This window comes from Treponema putidum, assembly GCF_024401155.1.
GTDB classification, from domain to species: domain Bacteria; phylum Spirochaetota; class Spirochaetia; order Treponematales; family Treponemataceae; genus Treponema_B; species Treponema_B putidum.
This window is the reverse complement of sequence record NZ_CP038804.1, coordinates 713,728-737,055: the sequence shown is the minus strand read 5'-3', so window position 1 is coordinate 737,055 and position 23,328 is coordinate 713,728. Positions and strand designations below refer to the sequence as shown.

The 23,328-nt window shown below is 37.2% G+C and carries 21 protein-coding genes; 7 read left to right on the top strand and 14 right to left on the bottom strand.

The genetic code is table 11. The annotated features are described in order from the left end of the window. Nucleotides 1-32: 32 nt before the first annotated feature. The 3 genes from E4N74_RS03490 to E4N74_RS03480 all read right to left on the bottom strand — a co-directional run bounded on the left by E4N74_RS03490 (nucleotide 33) and on the right by E4N74_RS03480 (nucleotide 2,855). The gene (locus E4N74_RS03490; RefSeq protein ID WP_044979081.1) at nucleotides 33-332 is read right to left on the bottom strand and encodes a nucleotidyltransferase family protein; all 300 of its coding nucleotides are present in this window, start codon (nucleotides 330-332) and stop codon (nucleotides 33-35) included. A 3-nt stretch (nucleotides 333-335) separates the two neighbouring features. Further along, the gene (locus E4N74_RS03485) at nucleotides 336-761 is read right to left on the bottom strand and encodes an HI0074 family nucleotidyltransferase substrate-binding subunit (RefSeq protein ID WP_044979080.1); all 426 of its coding nucleotides are present in this window, start codon (nucleotides 759-761) and stop codon (nucleotides 336-338) included. Between the two features lie 369 nt (nucleotides 762-1,130). After that, nucleotides 1,131-2,855 (bottom strand): cation:proton antiporter domain-containing protein, encoded by a 1,725-nt coding sequence (locus tag E4N74_RS03480; RefSeq protein ID WP_255818902.1) that lies wholly within the window; start codon nucleotides 2,853-2,855, stop codon nucleotides 1,131-1,133. A 162-nt stretch (nucleotides 2,856-3,017) separates the two neighbouring features. Here E4N74_RS03480 and E4N74_RS03475 point away from each other — a divergent pair, with 162 nt between their 5' ends. Both E4N74_RS03475 and E4N74_RS03470 read left to right on the top strand, forming a co-directional pair. Beyond that, the gene (locus E4N74_RS03475; RefSeq protein WP_255818901.1) at nucleotides 3,018-3,257 is read left to right on the top strand and encodes a hypothetical protein; all 240 of its coding nucleotides are present in this window, start codon (nucleotides 3,018-3,020) and stop codon (nucleotides 3,255-3,257) included. Nucleotides 3,258-3,280: 23 nt separating this feature from the next. Next, nucleotides 3,281-3,955 (top strand): DUF8091 domain-containing protein, encoded by a 675-nt coding sequence (locus tag E4N74_RS03470; protein WP_145475165.1) that lies wholly within the window; start codon nucleotides 3,281-3,283, stop codon nucleotides 3,953-3,955. A 73-nt stretch (nucleotides 3,956-4,028) separates the two neighbouring features. On the opposite strand, the gene E4N74_RS03465 is transcribed toward E4N74_RS03470, so the two are convergent. Together E4N74_RS03465 and E4N74_RS03460 are read right to left on the bottom strand one after the other, a co-directional pair. Then, nucleotides 4,029-4,775 (bottom strand): flagellar filament outer layer protein FlaA, encoded by a 747-nt coding sequence (locus E4N74_RS03465; RefSeq protein WP_044979076.1) that lies wholly within the window; start codon nucleotides 4,773-4,775, stop codon nucleotides 4,029-4,031. A gap of 15 nt (nucleotides 4,776-4,790) precedes the next feature. Beyond that, nucleotides 4,791-5,510, bottom strand: coding sequence for a flagellar filament outer layer protein FlaA (locus tag E4N74_RS03460; protein WP_044979075.1), 720 nt, complete (start codon nucleotides 5,508-5,510; stop codon nucleotides 4,791-4,793). Nucleotides 5,511-5,713: 203 nt separating this feature from the next. On the opposite strand from E4N74_RS03460, the gene E4N74_RS03455 reads away from it, so the two are divergent. From E4N74_RS03455 to E4N74_RS03435, 5 genes are all read left to right on the top strand, one after another. Next, the gene (locus E4N74_RS03455) at nucleotides 5,714-6,952 is read left to right on the top strand and encodes an HD domain-containing protein (RefSeq protein ID WP_255818900.1); all 1,239 of its coding nucleotides are present in this window, start codon (nucleotides 5,714-5,716) and stop codon (nucleotides 6,950-6,952) included. Nucleotides 6,953-7,015: 63 nt separating this feature from the next. Further along, the gene (locus E4N74_RS03450; protein ID WP_145475164.1) at nucleotides 7,016-7,717 is read left to right on the top strand and encodes a late competence development ComFB family protein; all 702 of its coding nucleotides are present in this window, start codon (nucleotides 7,016-7,018) and stop codon (nucleotides 7,715-7,717) included. Next, nucleotides 7,717-8,532 (top strand): phosphoribosylformylglycinamidine synthase I, encoded by an 816-nt coding sequence (gene purQ / locus E4N74_RS03445; RefSeq protein WP_255818899.1) that lies wholly within the window; start codon nucleotides 7,717-7,719, stop codon nucleotides 8,530-8,532. The genes E4N74_RS03450 and purQ overlap by 1 nt, the downstream gene beginning before the upstream one ends. Nucleotides 8,533-8,566: 34 nt before the next feature. Continuing rightward, nucleotides 8,567-9,874 (top strand): SH3 domain-containing protein, encoded by a 1,308-nt coding sequence (locus tag E4N74_RS03440; RefSeq protein ID WP_255806159.1) that lies wholly within the window; start codon nucleotides 8,567-8,569, stop codon nucleotides 9,872-9,874. A 4-nt stretch (nucleotides 9,875-9,878) separates the two neighbouring features. Beyond that, complete coding sequence (locus E4N74_RS03435; protein ID WP_255818898.1) at nucleotides 9,879-11,933, top strand: ABC-F family ATP-binding cassette domain-containing protein; 2,055 nt, start codon at nucleotides 9,879-9,881, stop codon at nucleotides 11,931-11,933. A gap of 14 nt (nucleotides 11,934-11,947) precedes the next feature. Here E4N74_RS03435 and E4N74_RS03430 read toward each other — a convergent pair whose 3' ends face one another. The 9 genes from E4N74_RS03430 to E4N74_RS03390 all read right to left on the bottom strand — a co-directional run bounded on the left by E4N74_RS03430 (nucleotide 11,948) and on the right by E4N74_RS03390 (nucleotide 23,326). Then, the gene (locus E4N74_RS03430) at nucleotides 11,948-13,225 is read right to left on the bottom strand and encodes an ATP-binding protein (RefSeq protein WP_255818897.1); all 1,278 of its coding nucleotides are present in this window, start codon (nucleotides 13,223-13,225) and stop codon (nucleotides 11,948-11,950) included. A gap of 177 nt (nucleotides 13,226-13,402) precedes the next feature. Next, entirely contained in the window at nucleotides 13,403-14,026 is a 624-nt protein-coding gene (locus E4N74_RS03425) for a DedA family protein (protein ID WP_255818895.1), read from the bottom strand. Between the two features lie 10 nt (nucleotides 14,027-14,036). Next, the gene (locus E4N74_RS03420; protein WP_255818893.1) at nucleotides 14,037-16,025 is read right to left on the bottom strand and encodes an NAD(+) synthase; all 1,989 of its coding nucleotides are present in this window, start codon (nucleotides 16,023-16,025) and stop codon (nucleotides 14,037-14,039) included. Continuing rightward, nucleotides 16,026-17,033, bottom strand: coding sequence for a prolipoprotein diacylglyceryl transferase (lgt, locus tag E4N74_RS03415; protein WP_145475163.1), 1,008 nt, complete (start codon nucleotides 17,031-17,033; stop codon nucleotides 16,026-16,028). It abuts the gene before it with no gap. 12 nt (nucleotides 17,034-17,045) lie between these two features. After that, nucleotides 17,046-19,223 (bottom strand): FapA family protein, encoded by a 2,178-nt coding sequence (locus E4N74_RS03410; protein ID WP_255818892.1) that lies wholly within the window; start codon nucleotides 19,221-19,223, stop codon nucleotides 17,046-17,048. 11 nt (nucleotides 19,224-19,234) lie between these two features. Further along, nucleotides 19,235-20,377 (bottom strand): nucleotide-binding protein, encoded by a 1,143-nt coding sequence (locus tag E4N74_RS03405; RefSeq protein ID WP_044979068.1) that lies wholly within the window; start codon nucleotides 20,375-20,377, stop codon nucleotides 19,235-19,237. Beyond that, the gene (locus E4N74_RS03400) at nucleotides 20,368-20,766 is read right to left on the bottom strand and encodes a hypothetical protein (protein WP_044979067.1); all 399 of its coding nucleotides are present in this window, start codon (nucleotides 20,764-20,766) and stop codon (nucleotides 20,368-20,370) included. Before E4N74_RS03400 ends, E4N74_RS03405 begins: the two co-directional genes overlap by 10 nt. Nucleotides 20,767-20,813: 47 nt before the next feature. Further along, the gene (locus tag E4N74_RS03395) at nucleotides 20,814-22,697 is read right to left on the bottom strand and encodes an alpha-amylase/4-alpha-glucanotransferase domain-containing protein (RefSeq protein WP_044979066.1); all 1,884 of its coding nucleotides are present in this window, start codon (nucleotides 22,695-22,697) and stop codon (nucleotides 20,814-20,816) included. Nucleotides 22,698-22,780: 83 nt separating this feature from the next. After that, on the bottom strand, nucleotides 22,781-23,326 hold the full coding sequence (locus tag E4N74_RS03390) for a hypothetical protein (RefSeq protein ID WP_255806152.1): 546 nt from the start codon (nucleotides 23,324-23,326) through the stop codon (nucleotides 22,781-22,783). Between the last annotated feature and the right edge of the window lie 2 nt (nucleotides 23,327-23,328).

The window sequence follows — 23,328 nt, the reverse complement described above, 5'->3', positions numbered from 1 at the left end:
ATTAAAATCCCTTAACCTAATTTAAATTTTCTTTACTTCAACACCACACCGTACTTATCGATATGCCTGATTAAATCCTTATGGTTCAATTTAGAATAGGCAACAAAGTCAAAAAAATAGGGTAAGCATGTTTCCTCTTCAATTTCCGATTTTAAATGTGCAGCCAAAAAAGAATCTACTTCATTTCCTTTTAAGGCAATATCTACATCCGAACCCGGCTTATACGTCCCTAATGCGCGGGAACCGAATAAAACGGCTTCTTCAATTTCGCTATACCTTGAAATATAGTCTAAAATTATTTTGATATGTTCTTCAGGCAAGCCGTACCTCATAAACTAAAGCTCCGCTTGCAGTGTATCATGGAGTTTTTTAACCTCAGGTAAAAAACTTTCAACTATAAATATATTAAGCTCTTCAAGAAGAGAAACATCATATATATGGCTTGTATGATTTCTAATTTCAAGAGCTTTTAGCCAAACCTCTCCATTTTTAATTATCCCATCTTGAAAGGCTTGGCGGAATGCTCTCTTTCCCGTCTGGACTTCCGTATACCCTTCATGTTCAAGGTAGTCTTTTAAAACCTTCCAAGAAAGCTCTATAAGAATTTCAAAAGCCTGCACCAATGCCATCTGAAAAGCATCATAATATTTTGAACCTTTTGGATTCTCCTTAACGTCCGAACACCTATCTTTAAAGACGGTAAGGGCTTTTTCAAAATTTTGAAATCGCTGCTTCCAGCGGATATCTTCGGTATTATTCATATATCACCACTCAAAACTACAAAACACACATTCCAAAATAACAGGCGTACAATTGCAAAATAAACTTCTACAAGTCAGCTTAAAAAGACTTTACACATACAATAAAACGAGGTTTTTTACACGCTCGCGGCGTTTTTAGACAATACCATCTGCATTGCCTAAAATAAGCCTTCTTTTTTTTCAAAAGAGCATAGAAAACCTCTGCTTTTTTATAATTTTTATAAAAAAGCTCATCTTAAAACAAATGACCAGCCGACTTGCAAAGGATCGCCGAAACAGATTCCAATGCCGTAAAAGCTTAATACGTTGTGATAATACAATAAAAAAGAAACATTTTCAATAGGTTACATGAGAAAAACAAGACATAGATTAGTCCCCATCAGAAACAGTTTTATGAAGCTCTATTATTTTTCCATGTAAAAAATGATCTATTGTGTCTTTTTCAGCCATGCCCAGAGGCTCTCCATTATCACCCACTATAGGAACGGCATAGGTATCTTTTTCGGTATAAAGCTCATATAGATCTTTTAGACCTGTTTTTTCGGAACAGACAATATCTGCAGGCTGCATTATATCCATAGCAAAAACACAGTCATAGATGCCTGTCATTGTCAAGGTTTCCTTTAAATGATCCAAACTTATCATACCGGCAAGGCTGCCGTCACTGCTTCTAACTGCATAATTCAAATTAGGACTGTGGCTAAAGGAATCTATTATAGCACTTAAGGGAACATTTTCAGAAATAACGGCAGGAGAATCGGGAGAACAAATCGTTTTTCCGTTTAAGATAACATCTCTTACCGACAATGTTTCCATCAAATCTTCTTCGGTAACATCCAAACCGCATTCTCCGGATTTTTTGATTCCGTATTTTACACAAATAGGCCCCACCAGCTGTACTACAAAAGTGGTTGCAGTAACTATAAGAAGGATGGTCGGCCCGATGGTGTCCGAAAAATCATGGCCTGCCGAAATCGAAAGACCTATGGCAACTCCTGCCTGACTTAAAAGACAAAAAGGCAAATACTTCCTAACGGTTTCGGGAGCCTTTGTAAGCCATGAACCGAAAATAGACCCTATAGTTTTTCCAAATGTACGTAAAAAGATATATAAAAGAGCTAAAAGGGCAACAAAGGGTGTTACATTCCAAATATTCAATTTAGCCCCGACCAAGACAAAGAAAAGCACATAAATGGGAGGCGTAAAATTTTCTACCAATGTAAAAGTGGAACGAGTTTTTGCAGGAGCAAAATTTACCATAAAAAAACCCAAAGCCATTGCAGCCAATATGGTATCCAGATTAAGAAGATAAGAAAGTCCAGTTGACAGTAGGAGGCTTCCTAACGAAAAGCCTAAAATACGGCCTGAATCCGTCATCATGTTTCGGATAATCAAACTTAACAAAAAGCCTATTATGCTCCCCAAGCATATAGAGCCTACGATATTGTAAATAAGCATAAGAATCTGTTTTCCGAAACTTGCCGTGTGAGCTCCCAAAAGGGAAGCCGCTATTGAAGAAGCAAGAGCATATAATACAAGAGCTACAGCATCATCCATAGCAACAATGCCTAAAACCGTTGTTGTTAAGGGACCCCTGGTTCTGTTTTCACGTAGAACATCGGTAGTTGCAGCGGGAGCCGTTGCAGAAGATACGGAGCCTAAGATTAAACCTAAAGAAACAGAGGTAGCAAAATCCTTTGTAACCAAATATGCAACAAGCGAAATAAAAATAGATACCGTTATAAATGGAACTATTGACTCAAAAATCAATATACCCACAAACTGAGTCCCGTATTTTTTTATCACCTTGGTCTTTAACTCTCCTCCAATCAAAAATCCTATAAGAGAAAGAGCTATACTTGATAGGGGGTCTAAAGCCGTAATTATTTGAGACGATAAAATCTGAAAACCGGACTGACCTATTATGATTCCGATAACAATGTAACCTACGACCTGAGGAATCTTTAATTTTTTAAATACGGTTCCGCCGATAGCGCCTAAAAGCAAAATTATGCCTAGCAGCAAAATAAGATTTGTATTTTCAAGCCGTGAAAAGTGCATAAAAGCGGGAAGGAATTCAGCCAATTTATTCATAATAGTAAATAATATCTCATTCAAAAAAAAATGTAAATAAGATAACATAAGATAACATAATAAAATATTAACTTTTCAAATTTTGACAATCAATTTTTTCTAAATTTTGACATAAATTTTTACTAAATTGACAATGACTTAAAAAGAGTGTAAAATCATTCCATGACTTTGTACGAATATTATATTATTTATCCTGATGGAGAAAAACAAGAAATAAGCGGCCCCGTATCCATAGGAGCCTTTTTAGATATAAACGGAAACGAGCTGCCGCGTCGGCTTCCTACAAATAAAATGATAGTTTATCAAATCCAAGGAAAGCAAACAAGAGAAGAAAGAGGAATAGTTCAAACCGTATATATCCTTGAACAGCTTAGTGCGGAAGAACTTTTAGATTATGTGTAAAAATTTAAAACCGCTTATAGCAGATGATAAATACCTATAACGAAAGCGACTTACATAAAAGCCTAAAAGAACACTTTTGTCCAAAAAACGGAAAAACAGAACAGCCCCTTTTAAGAAGTGTCTGCGATATTCTCTGCGATGGGGGACAAGTAATAGAGATACAAACCTCAAACTTAAGCGCTCTAAGACTAAAGTTAGAAAAATTTTTACCTGAACATAAGGTTTTAATAGTCTATCCTATAGCAGTCGATTCTTATATACGTGTCTTAAACCAGGACGGATCAACTCGATATAGAAGAAAAAGCCCTAAACACGGATTCTTTTTTCAAATATTTAAAGAGCTTTCGGGCCTTTATCATCTCATAGATAATAAAAATTTGAGTTTTAAACTGGTATATATAAGCTGTGAGGTTATAAAAACCGATAGAGGGATAAAAAGAAGAAGAGCTCAAAGGCCAGGAGTTATAAATAAAAAGCTTATTAAAATCCACAGCAGTGAAGAGTATACAAGCATTAAATCTATATGTAAAAAGGTATTAGACTTTTTACCTGAAGAATTTACAAACCAAGACATAAAAAATCTTGGAGCAAAAAAATATACTTCCTATACAAGCTGGTTTTTAAAAAAAGCAGGAATTATAAAAGCTGATGGAAAAAAAGAGCGGTTTACACTGTACAAAAAAATTAAAAATCTATAAAAAAAGGGCTAAAAAATTTCTTAAAAAATTTTTAACCCTTCTTTATAGTAAAATTGGATTTTACCGGTAATTTTTACCAGTTGTCCGACATATCGTCCTTATCTCTCATATCAACTTCGTACAAATCGCTTACAACGCGCAGATCATCAAAGTAGATATAGTAATGCCCGTATGCCTCTTCCGGGTCACATTCAACACGGAAACCTACAATCTTCAAGCCCATGCTGGTTCCATAGTGGTAATCTTTTTGGATAATACCTGTTTTTCCCGCCGAATTCTGCGGAGGAATTGCAACGGTCATAAGTTTCCAACCTGAATGATTTAACTTTCCTACATAAAGCTCAAATCTCTTTCCCCAAAAATCTTCTACTATGAGTTTCATTGTGTGCGGATAGCTTCGGCCTACAACCCAAACACTTGCAGTTTTTGCTATTCCTTCTACCGGAAGGGCTTTGGTTGCATGAACCTCAAAGGAGTTATAACCGCGTCTATAAAAAGAAACTTTTACACCCAAAACCTTTTCATCCGTCAGTTCAAGACCTTCTTCGGCAGGAATAGGTTTCTTATTCATCGGATTACCGTTAAAGAGTCTGGAGCGTATAACGCCTTCATCAGCCGACATCTTTGCATACCATGTACCCTCGGTTTCAAACTTATCGATAGAAACTTCTTTAATTCTCTGCTCTGCCGTATCAATTCCTACTTTATTAGGATCGGCAGCATCTATCGTAGAAAAATCATTTTCATTTGTATTTTGCTGAGCAAAAGAAAAAGCAACAAACCCTACTAAAAACAAAATTATAGCTATACTCTTTTTCATACTTTAACCTCCGTTCTATTCAGTCTTTTGTTCAAAATCGATTTCACTCAATTCATAGCCGTCAAATGAATCAACAAATACATCAGTTAAAGCCTTAAATTGATCAAAATAAATTTTAAAGTCATCTACTCTTTCAGTGGGCGATGTTCTGATTCTAAAAGCGACAAAAGCCAACTTATTTTTATTTCCGAGATATCTTGAAGCTTGAGGAATATTAGTCGGTACCGTAACATGCATATTCTGCCAACCTTTAAAGTTAACATAACCTAAAGGTAATGCGTGTATTCTTCCCTCACAGTCACGGACGAGGATTTCTATATAATAATAATATCCTGCCCCCCAAACCCACATATCCAATCGATGAATATGTCCTTTAAAGGGAATTTCATAGGCTTCTACACCTTTATCGCCTTTTTTTGTCGGAATAATATCTACCCAATTATCACCTTTACGGTTAAATTTAACTTGCATTCCAAGAAATTTAGCCTTTTCGGGATCTTCCTGCATTACTCTAACCGAATGCGGCATTCCGTCAATATACTTTAAAACAGGATATCCTTCAGTAACAAATTTACTGCCGACTGCTTGATATGCCCAATCTTGACCGTCAGGATCATCAAATGTATCGACCATATAAGTTTGATAATTAATCGAACCTTGCTGCGCCGTTAAAGGTGCAAATGCGAACAACAACATCAAAGCAATGCCCGCAAAAACTAAACCGCCATGTTTCATGTATAACTCCTTTTGTTTCGTTTCAAACTCTGTGTTGTATTATATTGTAAAAAACATTATTTGTCAAACCTAAAACAATATTTTTTGCAAAATAAGTACACCATCAGTATCGGCAAATTCAATCCGTTTCTACAGGGGTTTTTAAATATAAAATCCCAGTTATCGACATTATAACAGATTTATGTTAGAATATCAATTACTTTATGACCGAATTAAGTAATTTTTCAAAAGCCGTTCGAGATCCGATATGGAAGCATATATGGATGAGCGATGAATTATACGATATAACTAAAGCAGAGCCATTTTTACGGCTATATAATATAAAACAGCTGGGGCCTACCGAGCTTGTTTATCCAGGTGCCAGCCACACAAGGGCATCCCACAGTATCGGAGTCTATAATACAGCCTTAAAAATGCTTAATATTCTTTTAAAAAAAGGAGCTGATACTTGGGTTTCACAGCAGGGAGCAATGTCATTTTTGGCGGCAGCCCTTCTCCATGACCTTGGACACTTTCCTTTTACTCATTCCCTCAAAGAATTAAACCTAAAAGAACATGAGGAGCTGACGGGAGAGCTGATTTTAAAAGAACCTCTGCGTTCTGCAGCGGCAAAAACAGGAGCCGACCCTGAACAAACAGCATCCATTATTACAGGAAAAGGGAAAAAAGATGCCGAGACCTTATTTTTTCAAAAAATTTTATCGGGTGTCCTAGACCCGGATAAACTGGATTATCTTAACAGGGATGCTTTTTATTGCGGAGTTCCTTACGGAATTCAGGATACGGATTTTATTCTTTCACAGCTGATTCCCGATAAAAAAAACGGAATAAAACTAGAATCAAAAGCCATTATAAGTGTTGAAAGTATCTTATTTTCTAAATATCTTATGTATAAGTCGGTTTACTGGCATAAAGATGTGCGTATAGCAACCGCAATGATGAAAAAAGCTATATTTACCGGAATGGAAAGGGGAAAATTTTGCCCTGAAGATCTTTATCATCAAGATGATGAGGGTATTTTCAGACTTTTGGAAAAAAATAACTATCCCGAAAAAAAAACGGCTGAAGATTTAAGACTTGGTAAAATATACCGCATCATATACGAGGAAGCCTTTCAAGCTGAGAATCCGAAGCATAAAGAATTGGAAGATTTATATAAACGGCGGGCAGCAGAAGAAACCTTAGCCGAATATTTTTCAAATAAAACGGGAACCCGAACAGGAAGTGAAGACATCATTATAGATATACCTGAGCGTATTTCTTTTGAATCGGATCTTTTTATAACGGATGAAAAAAAGATATTCAGTGAAAGTTCTACGGTTTTTTCAAAAGAATTTATCAAAACCCTTGTTCCTTCTTTAAGAAAAATAAGAATAGCCGTTTCGGATAAAATTTATAAAAAAGTCATAAATCTTAAGCAAACAATCTTGCCGATTTTTTAAATATAGGGTAAAATAGGTTAGCTGTTTTGACAAAGCGATGAGCTAATCTTAAAGGAGAGTTTTATGATCATTCATAATGTTATGGAAGACTTGGTATATGATGAGGTCAACAAACTATTTGACGAAGCCGAAGAAAAAAAAGAAAGCTGGCTTACATGCAGTTGTATGCAATGCAGAGTTGACACCATGTGCTATGTACTCAATAGGCTAAAACCCCGCTACATAAAATCGGGAAGAGGACTGGCTCACTTTTTACAATTTGAAAAAACGGAAAAAATACAGATTATGGCAGATATTACGAGTTTGGTAGTTGAAGGCATGCATCGAGTTCTTTCTACAAAAAGGCCTCATGACAGTGAACCCGTATTTGAAACCGAAAACACACCTGTTTTTAACTTTCCGGCAATAACCGGAAATATTTTAAACGGAAGCAATTTTAAACCTATGGAAAATGTTACAATAAGCCTTAAAATGAATGGAGAATTAGTACCCCAGATGAGTATTCTTTGGGATAATCCCTATACAATATCGGACAAAACCCCAGGTGCTTATACATTTTGTCCAAGAGCAATTCCCGCAAAAAATGCAGGAGATGTCCAAAAATTTATTTTTGTCCTAAAGGCTGAAAAAGAAGGCTTTGACCCTACTAATTTTTCATTTGATATCGAATTAAAGGCAGACGATAGAGCAAAGTCTCCTTTGGACTCTTCAAACTTTTATAAAATTAAAAATTTATTTTTATGCAAATACAGTGAGGAAGAATAATGATAAGACCTAAAGCCTTAGTATTACATGCAACAGGTACCAACAGAGACGGGGATGCGGCAAGGGCATTGGAACTTGCAGGTGCCGAACCTGAGATTGTACATATAAATAAGCTTAAATCAAAGCAAAAAAATTGGAAAGACTATGCAATTCTTGTAATTCCCGGCGGCTTTTCTTATGCAGATGCTTTAGGGGCAGGTAAACTCTTTGCCCTCGATTTAAGCAATTACTTTTTTGATGAGGTAAGCGAATTCGTATCGGCAGGAAAACCCGTTATAGGCATTTGTAACGGTTTTCAAGTATTGGTAAAATCAGGTATTTTGCCAGGAAAAGAAAAAGACGGAAAGATAGTTTTAGATAAGGACGGCTATAAAAACAGGCTGGCCACCCTAACCTACAATAAACATGGAAGATTTGAATGCCGTTTTACAACTATGATTCCTCAAAAATCAAACTGTATTTGGACAAAAGATTTAAAAGGGAATATATGCTGCCCCATAGCCCACGGCGAAGGTCGGTTTTTAACGGATTCTCAAAAAACTCTCGATGAGTTGTTTGAAAAAGGACAGGTTGCTTTAGTTTACGGAGGGAAGGAAGCCGATAAGGGTATTCCGGCAAAAGGAGAATATCCTTTTAATCCTAACGGATCTCTTGCTGACATAGCCGGTATATGCAATGCTAAGGGAAATGTGCTTGGCCTTATGCCCCATCCCGAAAACAATGTAGTCATAAGAGAAAGGGATTCGGAAGAAGAAAAAGAACGCACAAGGCTTTGTCTTGATATGTGGAAGGCCGGGGTCGATTACGTTCTATAAAAAAATATTTTAAGAAATATTTTGAGGTATTTGCATGAATAATTTTTTTCGAAAATGGAAAATGCTTGTTTTTATTGCACTATCAACTATTTTTTTTATCTCCTGTTCAAAAAATCTAGGTTACGGTGTATTAAACTGGTCAATCCCCGAATATAACCTTGCTGCAGGAGATATAATACCGGTTTATGTAAAATCAAATATTGAAAGAGTTTACATTGTAGGCCTAAACGAAAAAACTACAGTGAGGGTAGAAATTCCTCTTTCACAGCTTACCTTTTTTGAATCAAAAAAAGATGCAGCTAGGTTTCAGGCAAGATTAGCCGAGCATAAACATGCTTATGCAAGGGTTAAATTAGACGGCCTTCCGATGCGGTCAAACCCTGACAACACCTCAAATCAGGTTTACCGCTTAAGATTAGGACAAGTTGTAAAGATTCTATGGTTCGGGGAAGGAATTCCTGTTCTAAAAGGCGGGAAACCTATGGACGGCCAATGGTATGAAGTTATAACCGAGGACGGTGTAAGAGGCTGGTGTTTTTCATATAATCTTGATATCTATGATGAGCGGGAAAGAGGCTCCTCCGAAAGCATAAATTTAGCCCAAGAAAAAGATGAAGAGCTCGAGGCTGTTTTAAATGAATTCTGGTACCCTGAAAATTACAGAAAAATGATAAATAGCAGACAAGTTGATCTTGATAAAATGAGCCTTACTTGGGGCTTTTTCCCCGGCTTACGCTCAGGTATTGCAAGAATAGAGCTTCAAAACACAAGGCTTTCTTTTCCATATACTCAGGTTATCAAAGTAGGAAACAAATATCTTTTTGAAGGCTCTAACCTTTCGATGCAGATAAGGGGTAAGGATATCATTAGCCTTGAGTTCTCCGATGACAGCGGAAAACATAGGCTGGAAAACTTTATCACCCTAAATGCTTCACCTGAAGATATAATCAATAATGAGCTAAAAAGAAGAGAGGCTGCAATAGAGAAAATAGCCAAAACTTCATCCGAATTTACATCGGAGAATTTCGGTTCTTTAAAAATACTGTCTGACGGGCAATTTATCTGGAGCGGGTATACCCTTATAACCCCTTCAATTATACCTTCGGGAGCAGGTTCTTCGGGAAAAGTAAGCTTAAAATATTTTTTGGATAAAAAACTTTCATCCGACTATGATGGTGTTTTAAGTTTTAAATTTGAAAAAACGGCAGAACCTGTTGTATTTATGTACAGTATTTCCTCAAAGGGACTCCGTCTTGAAGCGGTGGAATCTTCAGGGATAAATGATAATATCGTGATGCGCCGAAGTTTGAACCCTGTGATTTTATTTTTTGCAGCAAAATAATGCTATGCCTTTTGTTCAACTTTCGAAAATTTCCCTTGCCTTTGGGGACAGGGATATTTTAAAAGACATAACCCTCATTTTAACGGCAGGAACAAAGGCTGCCCTTACGGGAGCAAACGGCTGCGGTAAATCTACCTTAATGAAGATTGTTGCAGGTCAGATAAAAGCCGATTCAGGGGGTATAGCATCAGAAAAAGATACATCAATAGCTTATCTTCCTCAATCCGGCATTGTCCATAAGGGAAAAACCTTGGCGGAAGAAGCCGAAATGGCCTTTGCTTACGGCTATGATATTATCAAGGCCATGGACGCTATAGGCGAAAAAATGAAAACAGAAAAGGATGAACAAAAACTCCTCGCCTTGGCAAACGATTATCACACCTTGCAGACAAGACTTGAAAATTCAGGCTGGAATTCAAAAAAAGGACTTATCGACGAAACCTTACGCGGCTTAGGCTTTTCTTCTTCCGATTTTAATAAGAATACGGACAAATTTTCAGGGGGCTGGCAAATGCGTATCGCCCTTGCAAAGGTTCTTTTACAAAATGCCGACATACTGGTTCTTGATGAACCCACAAACTACCTTGATATCGAAGCCCGATCTTGGTTAGAGCTTTGGCTTAAAAAATTTAAGGGAGGCTTTTTACTTGTAAGCCATGACCGCTACTTTTTAGATCAAACGGTAACCGAAACTTACGAGCTTTTTAAGGGAAACTTAAAAAAATATAAGGGAACCTACAGCGATTATGAAAGAATAAGAACTATTGAAGTTGAAGGCCTTATAAAGGCCTATGAGCAGCAGCAGGAAGAAATAGCAAAAACCGAAGACTTTATCCGTAAATTCAGGTATACCGAAAGCAGGGCAGCCTTGGTGCAGGACAGAATAAGGCGGCTCGAAAAAATGGAAAAGATAGAGCTTCCCGAGCACCTAAAAAAAATACGCTTCAGTTTTCCTCCTGCCCCCCATTCGGGGAAAATAGTCTTGCAGGCAGAAGGAATAAGCAAGGCCTATAACATTGCTGGAAGCAGGGCTTACAGCCCGGCTGTAAGCCCATCCCTTGGCCAAACCGGCGGTCTTCACAGGGTAATCGAAAATTTGGATTTAACCGTCGAAAAAGGAGAACGCCTTGTGTTGGCAGGAAAAAACGGTGCAGGAAAATCAACCCTTTTGCGTATTCTTGCAGGGGAGGATAAAAACTTTACGGGTAACTTAAAGGAAGGAGCCGGTGTGAGGATGGGCTATTTTTCTCAAGACGAATCCGAAACCATTACGGGAAGCGAAAGCATCATCAGCCTCCTTGAGCGCTCGGCTCCTACCGATCTTGTTCCAAAACTTTATGATATGCTTGCAGCCTTTTTATTCCGAGGAGATGACATTTATAAAAGCCTTTCGGTCTTATCGGGAGGTGAAAAATCGAGACTTGCCCTACTCCTTCTTCTTTTAAAGCCGTTAAACCTTTTAATCTTGGATGAGCCTACAAACCACTTAGACCTGCACTCAAAGGATGTGCTTTTGGATGCCCTAAAACGCTTTGACGGAACCGTAGTATTTGTATCGCACGATAAGGGCTTTATACAGGGCCTTGCAACAAGAGTATTGGAGCTCAAGGCTGATGAAGAGGGCTTAGGACCTTCAAGGATAAGGAATTTTCCGGGAACCTATGATTATTATCTTTACAGACTCGAACAAGAAGAGGCTGAAGATAAGGTTAGTCTAAAACCGAATAAACCTGCCGCCTCAAAATCAGGAAATATTTCGGATATCTCTGCAATAAGCTCAAAGCCGCAAGGATCGGCACAGCTTTCATATGAAGACCAAAAACGGCTCCGCTCGGAAAGAAGAAAATTAGAAAAAGAAGAAGAAAGGCTTTTAAACGAAATAGAAAAATGCGAAAAAGAAATAGCCGAAAAGGAAGCTATCTTAGCTCAACCTGAAGTTTATTCCAACGGAGAAAAAAGCAAGGCTGTTCAGAAAAAAATAGAAGAACTAAGAACAAGGGCTGAAGAACTTTCGGAAAGCTGGGCAGAGGCGGCTTCCAAATTGGAAGCAAGTGTCTAAATTGGAAAGACCTTTTACCACTTTAACGAAGTTATCGGAATTACAAACACCCCGTCTTTACGGCAGTAAGCAGCATTTGCTAAGCCGCATATAACACCCATAAACTTAGGATAGCCGGCCCCCTCAGCTTTTAAACTGTCCCTTATCTTAATAAGATTTGCGGCAGCCTCATCTATTTGATTTGCTCCAAGTTTAATTTCAAATGCGGTCCAAGAACCGTCCTTCATTTCTATAACGGCATCTATTTCCCGATTTTTATAATCTTGATAATGATAAACCGATGCATCAAAGGTATCGGCATACACCTTTAGGTCTCTTTCGCATAGAGCCTCAAACAAGAAACCCAATGTTGATAAATCGGATAAAAGAGTTTTTTCTCCGGCCCCAAGTAAGGCACAAGCCAAAGACGGGTCTGCAAGATGTCTTTTTTTCATTTGTTTGATACGCACGGAAGACCTCATATTATGAGAGAAAGGTAATTGATTATCGGTTAAAAAAAGACGATCAAAGATATTAAGATAAGTTGCGGTAGTTTCTATATCAATATCTTCGTAATCTATTGAGCTGATATCGTTTTTAAGGGTGCGGTTCGATGCCGTACTGCTTTCATTGCGGGCAAGGGATTTAAGAAGGAGCTTCATTTTTGATGCATCTCTTTTTATACCGTCAATCCTAAATACATCATCTGACAAAATAGCATGGAGATATTCTGCTGCCGTTTTTGATGAATTTTTAGCACTATGACCTACATTTGCAGGCCAACCGCCTCTGATTATTAAATTTATAATATCAAGCAGGCTGACTTCTTTTATCGGAGAATAACAAGACGCTCCCTCACAAATAGCCTTTAGCGAAACCTCCCCTGTAGAATCCTTTGACTCATACAAGGACATAGGTCTCATCCTCAATCTGCCTATCCGCCCTGCACCGCTGTGCAAAATTCCTTTATGATTAGGTGTGGCCGAACCGGTAAGGATAAATTGACCTTTTTTGCCCCTCTTATCCACTTCAAAGCGTACAGCATCCCATAAAAGAGGAACATCCTGCCATTCATCTATAAGACGGGGTGTTTCACCCAAAAGGACAATATCAGGTGTCATCTCGGCCATTTTTCGATTTTGAAAAGAGCCTTGAGGTGAACCTAAGTAAAAAGAGCTTTTACTGTGATAGGCTGATGACCATGTTTTACCGCACCATTTAGGCCCTTCTATGCAGACAGCTCCAAAAAGAGTCAAATATAAATCTATTTTATCATCTACAGCACGTGGAATATAATTTTGAACCTTTATCATATAAAATTCCTAGTAAATAAATTATATACCAATCCTATATATTTTGCAATGCCAGTCCTATATATTTTTGAATATTAACCCCATATATTTTGCAATGCCAATCCGATATATTTTAAAATATTAATCATATTGATTTCACTTATAGAAAGAATAAGCTAAATCAAAGTAAAAAAGGTGTTATTTTTTTTCTTTTTCAAGTTTTTTGTCGGCAAATTTAAAAAGCTTCCCCGAAGTTACAAGATAAGCACCGGCGGCCAAAAAAAGGACAAACATGACTATTCCGAATATCTTCATAAAATCTCCTCCCTTACTGCCGAAAAAATAAACAAGGCTGTACAAGACGGTAATGTTACATATTGCAGCGATTGAGTCATAAATTAAAAATTTATAAAAAGGATATTTTACAAAGCCGCTAGTCATTGAAACGGCATTCCTTACACCGAAAGGGATAAAGCGGCAAACAATGTAGGTAAAAATCCCGTGTTTTTGAAGAGCCTTTAAAAGCCGGTAGGTGTTCTCCTTTGTGATAATCTTTGAAAAAAGCCGGATAGATATGGTTCCTTTGGCAATAAGCCGCCCCCAAAAGTAGACCATACAGTCACTTATAATTGCTCCTGCATAAAGAGCTGACAAAAAATGGGGAATGGAAGCCTTTTCTCCTTGAGAAAGAAGAGCTGACATTGCAACAAGAACATCTTCTGAAATAGGTATATTTAACCCGCCTAGAAGCAGACCTATAAAAGCCACAAGAGGAAAATAGGTTATATAGTTACCTATCCAATTCAAAAACGCTGTAAGCATGTGAATAATATTACATAATTTTAAGTAAAAATTCAAGCTCTCTTTGCCATATTTTTACCGATATTTCTGACGGCATAAGCCACTGTCCTCGGGGAGAAAGAGAAAAGCCCGTAACCGAGGCACCCTCTGGACTGCATGACCTTTTAAACTGTTGAGAGAAAAAACGCTTATAAAAAATATTCAGCCATTTTAAAATTTCGGCCTTGGAATATCGTGAATCCTTAAAGGCCTCACTTGCAAGAAAATATACCTTTTTAGGTGAAAAACCGTTCCCGATTGCATGATAAAGAAAAAAATCGTGAAGCTCATAAGGGCCGATTATATCTTCGGTTTTTTGAGATATTTTTCCGTTTTTAGGCGGAAGAAGTTCAGGACTTACAGGAGTATCTATAATGCTTAATAGAATATCATAAAAATCGGCATTTTTCTTTTCATCTTCAAAGAAGACCTTATTATCGGCAAAGGCAAGTATACAGTCCTTTAGGAGGGTCTTTGGAATTGAAGAGTTGACCTCGTACATTGACATCTGATCCCCCCCGTATGTCATCCAGCCTAGGGCTGCCTCAGACAGGTCTCCCGAACCTACCATAATACCGCCGATTTGATTTGCCTTATCCATCAAAATTTGAGTCCTCTCACGGGCTTGAGCATTTTCATAAGCAATATCATGATTATCGATATCCTGTCCTATGTCTGAAAAGTGCTGCACCATCACTTTTTCTATAGGGATTTCCAAAACGGTACAGCCTAAAAGATTGGCCAGAGATAAGGCATTATTCTTTGTTTTTTCGGTAGTGCCGAAGCCAGGCATAGTAAGGGCATAGATGTTTTTAAGGCCAGCATTTAAAAGTTTAAGAGCATAGGCAGATACAAGAAGAGCCAAAGAAGAATCTAAGCCGCCTGAAATACCGACAACGCATTTTGAGCATCCTATAAACTGAAGGCGCCTTGCAAGGGCTGAGCTTTGAAAAAAAATAAGCTCCGAAAAGAAATTCTTATAGATAAACTTTTTATGAATTTTATCGCAATCGGGTAAAAAAGGATTTTTTTGTACATGATAATTTAAAGTCTTTTTGGTGTCGGAGCGTTCTTTTTCTATTGCAATTTCCCAATCGGAATCAGAATTTTGTAAAAACCTTGAATCTAATTTTTGACCCTTCAAAAATTCCGTATCAATGTCGGAAGAGATGTAAAGCTCTTCTTTTGGAGTAACAGACTGTTTTTTAAAAAGAGGCTTTTCTAAAATGTTAGTAAACTTGAGTTCTTTTCCGTTTTCAAAGATACCGCATTCTCCTGCAAAAATATAATCCGAAACGGACTCCCCTATGCCGCAGTTTGCAAACGCAATGGCCGATTTTTTTGCGGCTGAAAGAGCCTTATACTCCAGCCTCATAGCAGAAGATCCAAGAGGTTTTGAAGGCTCTGCAAGAGGATTTAAAATAAGGTCTGCAAAAGAAGAAAAATCAAAAGAAAATGAAAAATCCGTATTACAACCGGAAGAATTCTTATGGCTTACAATAAATTTAAACTCTTTTCCAAAGGGGATATTTTCCCCGAAAAGCCGAATCAGGCAAGGTTTTTCTTCAAAATCTGAAAAAATAGAACTTAAAAATTTAGAAGGAAGATGGGGTAAAAGGGCTATAAGTTTTCCGCTTTCGATTACCGCCGAACAAGTGTAAAGATTCTGTTTATACAAAAATGGAAGACCTACAACGGATAAAATAGAAAATTGTTTAGTTTTTTCGGCTAATAGTTTTACCGCATCAAGAGCTTTTTCGATCAAAAGCGACTGCTTAAAAACAGAACCTAAAGAAGCTCCGGTAATCGAAAGTTGGGGGAAAAGGAGCAGGTTCACTCCGTCTTTTTCCGCTCTTTTAATTTCTTGAAGATGAAGATTTACATTTTCTTCTATGTCTGCAAGGGAAATTCCAGGAGAAGAAACTGCAACACGGTAAAAGCCCAGCTCTTCAATACAAAAGTTAAAGCCTTTTTTATCCATCTATTTTCCTTTTTTTTCTTTTAATTTTTTTTCTTGTAAATAAAGAATGAACATCGCGGCGATAGAACCTAGAATCATTAAAGCGCATAGGATTTGTCCCGTAGATATATTTGTCCACGATTCATAAACATAAATATTAGCCGCTCCGGATCCCAACGATATAGGATAACCCTTATTTGCATCGGGCTGGCGGAAGTATTCGATAAAAAATCTAAAAAAACCGTAGCCCAGCGTATAAACACAAGCCAAAAAACCGTCAAACGGCTTTTTTTTGCGAATGAGCCATAAAATCAGCCAAAGAACAATTCCTTCAAAAAAAGCCTCATAGAGCTGGCTGGGATGGCGGGGCAAATTTATCATAGCAGCCCCTTCTTGCACGGCAAGACCTGCTTTTTCTGCAAAATCCCTTACCCAGCTTTCGGCCAAATAAAACCGGTCCGAAATAGGAGTTTGAGGAAAAATCATCCCTATTTTACTAGTTGTTATGCGGCCGTAAAGCTCTCCGTTTGCAAAGTTACCTAGACGGCCGAAGGTATAACCTAAGGGAATCGAAACAGCCATAAGGTCTGCAACTGCCGTAAATTTAAATTTATATCTTTTTGCCCAAAGAACTACACCCAAAAAACCGCCTATAAAACCTCCATGATAGGACATTCCCTGAAAACCGGTAAAGTTTAGTTTTCCGGCCCCATCCCTTGCAAATGGCCAAAAAATAAGCCAAGGGGCTTTTAAGTAGGTTTCGGGATTATAGACAAGGGTGCCGAAAATTCGTGCGCCTAAAATAAGGCCCAAAATTCCCCAGATAAAAAGATTTGCAATATCATCCTGTGTCATAGCCTTCTGGCTGCCGGAATATCTTTCAAATTCACCGTGCTTTACCTGATAAGAAAACAAAAAATAGGCTATTCCAAAGGCGACAAGATACATAAGACCGTACCAGCGTAAAAAAGGCAGCCCCGGAATAATTTCAGGATGAAGCCATGAAGGGTATTGTATAGCTAAAAGCATCGCCAACCTCTATTATAATTCAACTTCTTTGATAGGCGAACATATAATTTGTCCGGTTTTTTCATCGAAGTCAAAGAATACATTATGATGAGTTTCCATAACTTCAAAATAGCGTCCATGGCTTTCAAGGACGACTCCGGGATAAACGGAACCGGTAACCTTAATTTTTGAAGGAATATGAAATTCAAAATTTTCTTTTAAATTAAATATACGCACCGTAAGAGCACTGTTTCTTTTTAAAAGTTTAACTTTTTTTTGCCTTAGAACGTCAATATCAGGAGGATTATCCTGCAAGTCTTTTTCGATTTTTGCCAGCTCGGCATTATTGGCTTCTATTTCTTTTTCACGGACTTCAATTTCATCTTTTATTAAATAATCCTGCCCGAACGAAATAATTGTTCTTATTGTTTTTTCGGCACCCAAGTCATGAACCGATACTCCCTTTGCAGCGTGAATACTTCCTCCAAGCAAGACGCCGGGACTGCCTGTCAAATGAACGGCGCCGTTTGTTTTTACCAGGCACTTAAAACAATAAGAAGCTATACTTATATCTCCTCCGGAAAAAACTCTTGCATTTTCTGCATATTGAAGGTTTGTTTTGTCTTTAGCCCAAACGGTTCCTCTGCCCTTTCCGTTTATTCCTCCGTTTAGTGTAAGAGAAGCTTCAGAATAGATAAGAGCCTTTTCAACTGTGCCGGTTATGGTCAAGTCTCCCTTTGATTTTACCTTTACATCATCTTTGATATCACCTGTAATAATAAGATTTCCCGGAAAGTTGATATCTCCGAATTTTTCATCTATATCGTTTTGAATTGTTTTAAGAGATGAAACAGACAGAGTATTATTAAAGAAAGAAAGCTCTCCCGCTTCGGCTGCAAAAAACTTAATTACATGTTTTTCTTCGGTAACTTTTATGGTTTCATCATTAGCAGGTATATCCGAAGGTTCGGCATTTTTAGGATCAATAGGTTCACCGAAGACATTTTTACCTTTTTCGCCCTTAGGCGAAAGACGGGCTGTCAATATTAGAGCGTCTTTTTCTATTGTTGTAGTGCTAAGCTCCTCAGTAAAATTTACAGCCCATTCAAGTTTATAGGAGCCGGGGGCAATCGGAGGTGTTCCGCTTAATATTACAAACTCACATTCATCGTTTACCTTTCTTGCAGATTCTATAATCTCATTTATCCTATCATCTGAAATTGAGTCAAGAAGGTTGACTTCATTTAATGCGGTTTTTACGCCTATTACTGAAAGTCTTTCTCCTGCACCAAGACCCGGCTGCAAAATAAGAGAAGCTTCCATTTTATCACGGCTTATAACTGCTCTTACCTTTGCATCCCTGTACGGAACTATGCGTATCTTTAACCCCCGCTCAGTGTTTGCAATTAAAAGAAGGCCTGTTACTCCGGCACGAAGCTCGGAATGATTTTGTACTATGTTTCTTAAATCCAAGAAAAAGGGATCATTACCGGGAAGTCCCGGAATGGCTTGTCCGTAAACATCGACTCCGGCTTCTCCTAATCCGGCATCTTCAACCTCGTAAATAAGATCTCCTTTTTCGACAACTGTAAGGGTTTCGGCCTCGGAAAGAGGATAATCTTGGTCTACTGTAGGGTTTTCGACATCGGCAGTACGTAAATCCGGTCTTTTTAATCTGTCAGCAAGGCGCTGTACTTCATGATCCGGTATCTGCTCAAAATGAGTTATAAGTTTTTTATCGGGGCCTCTTTTGGGAGGAGTACCTTCGGCAATCCGTATCGATAATTCCATCTCTTGAGAATTTATAAATTCATTTAAGCTTTCTTTTATTTTTTCAGTATCAATATTTGCAATATTACTTCTCCGGATAAGTCTGCTTATGGTTGCCATATCTACTTCATTAGAAGAATCGGCACCTTTCCTTACATAAAGGTAAGCCTCGGTTTTATCTGTATTTGTCGTAATCCTTGCGTCAAAGTTGGGGTCAAGTTCAAGAGGCAAAGGAACAGGCTCTATCCCCGAACCGGAATGTTTTTTTAAATAATCTTCTATAGTCTTTTTGCTGACAAGGGATGAGCTTTTTATTCCGTTCCTTTTTGCCTCAAGATAAATATCGTCAGCTGAAGGACAATTTTCAGGTTCAAGGAGCTCCGTAAAGGTTAAAATCCACTTTCCGCTGTTATTTTTCTTTAATGTCCATGCCTTTTCCATATACTTTTTTCCTATACTTTAAAGCCCTGCTTAAGAGCCTTTGCTATTTTTGTTTTTAACAGTAAATTTTCGTTCCTAAGCGCATTTATTTCAAACTGTTGAGATTTTATAATTTCACTCATTTCACCCGAAGACAGCACCTCGCCTCCTATCAGGTCATCCAAATATTCCATTTTTGACTTAAAATCGGTTTCAGCCTCAGCTTCCGCCGACATAAAGGAATAATCCGAAAACTCTTGAAAGTCTTGTCCACTATAATTTTCGGCTTCAGACTGAATAAGTTTATCCGCTATTCTATACATAGCCTGTGAAATCATGGACTGAGGTTTGTACTTTATAACGGGAAGCCTTGAAGCAAGGGCCTTATCCTGAACTGCATCAGTATATATTATCCCCAGATGCTCAAGATCTATATTTAGATACTGCTTTGCAGAACGGCGTATCTTCACGGCTTTTTCCGCATCATTCGGGTCATCCATCATATTCATTATAATACGAGGCTTAAAATGAGAAAACTTACTTAAAAATTTTTTAGTATTTTCGGGATCAAGGCTCATTAACTCTTGTGTTATTGTCGGGATATAAAGACGCTGCATACCGGGAACATCATTTTTAAGTTTTTCAAAAAAAGCTCCGCCCTTAGATTTTGCAGGAAATGAAGAACACATCATCCTAAACACTATATTTTTTAAAAAAACATAGGCATCAAGAGTTGAGGTAACTGAAGGCGATGTTATAATTATTCCCTTAGGCGACAGTAAAAAAAAGTCTAAAATACCCAAATGAGTTCCGGCTCCTAAATCTAAGATCAAAAAATCGGCTTCCATCTTTAAGAGTTCTTTTACCAAAGAATTACGCTGATATATTTTTAAAGCTGCAAAACCCGGAATTTCGGAATCCCCCGGAATAAACCTCACATTTTCATATTCGGTTTCAATTATTATATCTTTAAATTCGGCTGCCTTTGTTAAAAAAGTACCTATACCGTTTTTACGGCCTTGAATACCTAAAACTAGGTGAAGGTTTGAAGCTCCCAAATCAAGGTCGGCCAAAACGACTTTTTTTCCGGCCTGCCCTAAGGCAATTGCAAGGTTTGCCGCTATAAGACTTTTACCTACACCGCCCTTTCCGCTGGCAATAGGAATTATTTGCATAAAGACCTCTCCCTTTTTAAGCATAAAATCAATATTACAGTATCAATATACAAAAACCACCTTGTTACCCGTGTCTGTAAAACAAACATATCAGCCGTCCAATCCGTTAGGCTTACAAAGCTTGCAGTTTTTATCAAAAAGAACCATGATGCAATTATCGATAAAAATTTAATAAAAGCTATCATTCTTAAAAGCAGATGAAATTCTTTTTCATCATGAAGTAATAAAAGGAAAAACACGGCAGGTATACATAAGAATGCAAAACAGGCCCAGTCAACAATGCTTAATGGCCACGGCTGTTCCTTTTCAATATATGTAAACAAGAGAACTTTGATTATTTCGATTACCAACCCTGATATGTAAAACATATAAGGCAAAACTCGTCTCATATTTACAGTTTACGTAAGTAAAGCCTTGCGGTCAAGAGGGGAAGGCTTTATTTTTCTTTTGCGGTTTTTTTTGCATCTACTTTGAAGAAAAGAAGTTTTTCCGTTTCAAAGCCTGAGTTTAAATCTACTTTCCAATAAAACAAATTCCGTAAACCCATTATAGGATTTTTTGCCTCAGAAATTTTTTCGTATATAGGTAAGATAATAAGCTCAGCGGCCTCATTGGATTCTATAGTAAATACGGTTTTTCCTTCAGGTTCTTCAATTTGAATCCAAGACACCTTTGAAAAAATATTTTTTATCTGAGAGGCTTCATATTTTTGATCATCGGCATAAACCGAAACTGAAGGAGCCTTTCTTTCGATGCGGCTTACGGCTAAGTCTATCTCAACCATAAAATAAGCGGAAAGATTAAAAGGACTTTCATTTTTTAGAATATATTGAACCTGTACGCCCTGATCATTAAAGCTGTATTGTTTACGCAAAGAGGCCAGCTGATTAAAACTGCGGAAACTGCCTTCGGTTTTCATTAAAAGCTCAAATTTAAGCCTGTCGAATCTTACATCTTGATAAAGATTTTCGGAAAAAACAGGCTTGGCAACCGCCGATTTAAAATCGCCGTTTTTAATTATCTCAAGTTCATCCGAGGATATAAGATGATCTATAAACAAGCCTGTCTCTTCAGAGCAAATATCTGCATAGTTTTTATATGCTGAAAATACATCCAGCTCAAAAATTTTCCCTCCCAAGGCATGAACATACATATTAAGGTATTCTCTTTGCGATATAAACTCTTTAACACCGTCCAGATCAAAATCCAAACTGGTCAAAGAATCCGCAAAAATACCGGGAATTCTTGTTTGTTTTTCCGCTAAAAGTAAATTACGATAACAATAATGCCTCAAATCTCTGTTATATTTTATATGTTTATAATCCAAATTAAAAAGTATACCGCTTTCGGCCTTCCACAAGTCCAATAAAGAATTATTTTTACGGGCCTTATCGCCTCTAACTTGGTTTACCAGACTATGAACATATATCATTTTTGAATACATAGAGTAAACATTAGGTTTATTGTACAAAAGCTGTTTAACCGATGTATTTGCAAGCTGATTTGAAAATATTACATTTGAAGATATAAAACCTTTTTGATATATCCTTTTATTTTTAAGGATTTGGCCGGCATGATTTAACGAAATAACCGAATCGGGATAAGAAACACGCTCAAAAAACTCTTCCATCCATGATTTCTTTCCTTTTGATTTATCTAAAAAGCGGACGGCAGTTTCCCTCGACAAAAATACTACAACGCTCGTCTCGGTAACTACGCTTGCATAATTGCATAAAAAATCATAAAAGGCAGCAGGTTCTAAGTTAGTGTTCTCAAATTCATAAGTGGAAGGAATACCGAATAATATTTTTCCTCCGTCTTCCATACAAACAGGAGCAAAGGCATTTAAACCGGCTTTAATAAAAAAACGGAAATCCAGTAAGCAATACTCCATTCCGCATTTTTGTAAATTGGAAATAATATTAGGATGCCATGCAAAATAAGGAAGATACATTCCACGGGGCCTCTTGTAAGAATGTTTGCGCAAAGTATCCGTCATATACTCTATTTGACCTATCAGGTCCGATGAGGGAATCATCGAAATAAAAGGCTCATAAAAGGCATTACCTAAAATTTCGATTTGTTTTCTATTGTGCATCTCATAAATAACATCAAAAAAAGGAGAATTTTTGCGTTGTATCCACTCCAAGAATCTTCCGCTGAAGACTAAGGTAAAGGGAATTGAAGAAGAAGCATATAAATTTGAAAAAAAATCCTTGTATTCTTGAGTATAGTCTTCTCTTGAAAGCTCATCAATTATGTTATAGTCTGCATGAACGGCAAAACATATCTCCAACTTTTTTTTACTGTTTTTTTCCACAAAAACCTCTTTACACTTTTAGAATGTTACGATTATAAATTATAACTTTAGCCTTGTCAATCCTGCCTATTTTTCGTTATCAGTTAAAAATTAAAAAACGGCGATAAATCGGTAAGATAAAAGGCCGATATCATAAGTCCCATGCTTATCAAAAAAAGAGAAGCTTTTTTCCATTCGCTAAAAAATTCATTACTTTCAACCTTTTGTTTTATTGCATTTAAGATAAACAAGAACACAAAAAGACTTAAAAAACCTGCAACAATCAGAGCAAGACCCTCTTGATATGTAGAGGCTTGGTAAAGACAAAAAAATACGAGCCCCCAGCTAAAAATTTTTTCTTCAGGTTTTGAAACACTAAATTTAGGATAGACAAGTTTAACAAGCAAATTCAAAAATTCTAAAAAACTTACAGCCAAGATAGGAAGTAAAAAATGAAGTCCTAAGGTATTTAAAACATAATGGCATAATGCCCAAATTAAACTGACAGATATGTATAAGCTAATAATATTTTTAATAAAAAATAAGTATATTTTTTTAGGGCTTTCAAGATAAACATAGAGGCAGTCCAATCCTATGCCATATACAAAAACTATCGAAGATACAAAGGTATAAAATATAATAAAACTCATTC

Bases quoted from the DNA above. Each gene is read 5' to 3' on its own strand.
- E4N74_RS03490 (WP_044979081.1), bottom strand. From the start codon at position 332: ATGAGGTACGGCTTGCCTGAAGAACATATCAAAATAATTTTAGACTAT.
- E4N74_RS03485 (WP_044979080.1), bottom strand. From the start codon at position 761: ATGAATAATACCGAAGATATCCGCTGGAAGCAGCGATTTCAAAATTTT.
- E4N74_RS03480 (WP_255818902.1), bottom strand. From the start codon at position 2,855: ATGAATAAATTGGCTGAATTCCTTCCCGCTTTTATGCACTTTTCACGG.
- E4N74_RS03475 (WP_255818901.1), top strand. From the start codon at position 3,018: ATGACTTTGTACGAATATTATATTATTTATCCTGATGGAGAAAAACAA.
- E4N74_RS03470 (WP_145475165.1), top strand. From the start codon at position 3,281: ATGATAAATACCTATAACGAAAGCGACTTACATAAAAGCCTAAAAGAA.
- E4N74_RS03465 (WP_044979076.1), bottom strand. From the start codon at position 4,775: ATGAAAAAGAGTATAGCTATAATTTTGTTTTTAGTAGGGTTTGTTGCT.
- E4N74_RS03460 (WP_044979075.1), bottom strand. From the start codon at position 5,510: ATGAAACATGGCGGTTTAGTTTTTGCGGGCATTGCTTTGATGTTGTTG.
- E4N74_RS03455 (WP_255818900.1), top strand. From the start codon at position 5,714: ATGACCGAATTAAGTAATTTTTCAAAAGCCGTTCGAGATCCGATATGG.
- E4N74_RS03450 (WP_145475164.1), top strand. From the start codon at position 7,016: ATGATCATTCATAATGTTATGGAAGACTTGGTATATGATGAGGTCAAC.
- purQ (WP_255818899.1), top strand. From the start codon at position 7,717: ATGATAAGACCTAAAGCCTTAGTATTACATGCAACAGGTACCAACAGA.
- E4N74_RS03440 (WP_255806159.1), top strand. From the start codon at position 8,567: ATGAATAATTTTTTTCGAAAATGGAAAATGCTTGTTTTTATTGCACTA.
- E4N74_RS03435 (WP_255818898.1), top strand. From the start codon at position 9,879: ATGCCTTTTGTTCAACTTTCGAAAATTTCCCTTGCCTTTGGGGACAGG.
- E4N74_RS03430 (WP_255818897.1), bottom strand. From the start codon at position 13,225: ATGATAAAGGTTCAAAATTATATTCCACGTGCTGTAGATGATAAAATA.
- E4N74_RS03425 (WP_255818895.1), bottom strand. From the start codon at position 14,026: ATGCTTACAGCGTTTTTGAATTGGATAGGTAACTATATAACCTATTTT.
- E4N74_RS03420 (WP_255818893.1), bottom strand. From the start codon at position 16,025: ATGGATAAAAAAGGCTTTAACTTTTGTATTGAAGAGCTGGGCTTTTAC.
- lgt (WP_145475163.1), bottom strand. From the start codon at position 17,033: ATGCTTTTAGCTATACAATACCCTTCATGGCTTCATCCTGAAATTATT.
- E4N74_RS03410 (WP_255818892.1), bottom strand. From the start codon at position 19,223: ATGGAAAAGGCATGGACATTAAAGAAAAATAACAGCGGAAAGTGGATT.
- E4N74_RS03405 (WP_044979068.1), bottom strand. From the start codon at position 20,377: ATGCAAATAATTCCTATTGCCAGCGGAAAGGGCGGTGTAGGTAAAAGT.
- E4N74_RS03400 (WP_044979067.1), bottom strand. From the start codon at position 20,766: ATGAGACGAGTTTTGCCTTATATGTTTTACATATCAGGGTTGGTAATC.
- E4N74_RS03390 (WP_255806152.1), bottom strand. From the start codon at position 23,326: ATGAGTTTTATTATATTTTATACCTTTGTATCTTCGATAGTTTTTGTA.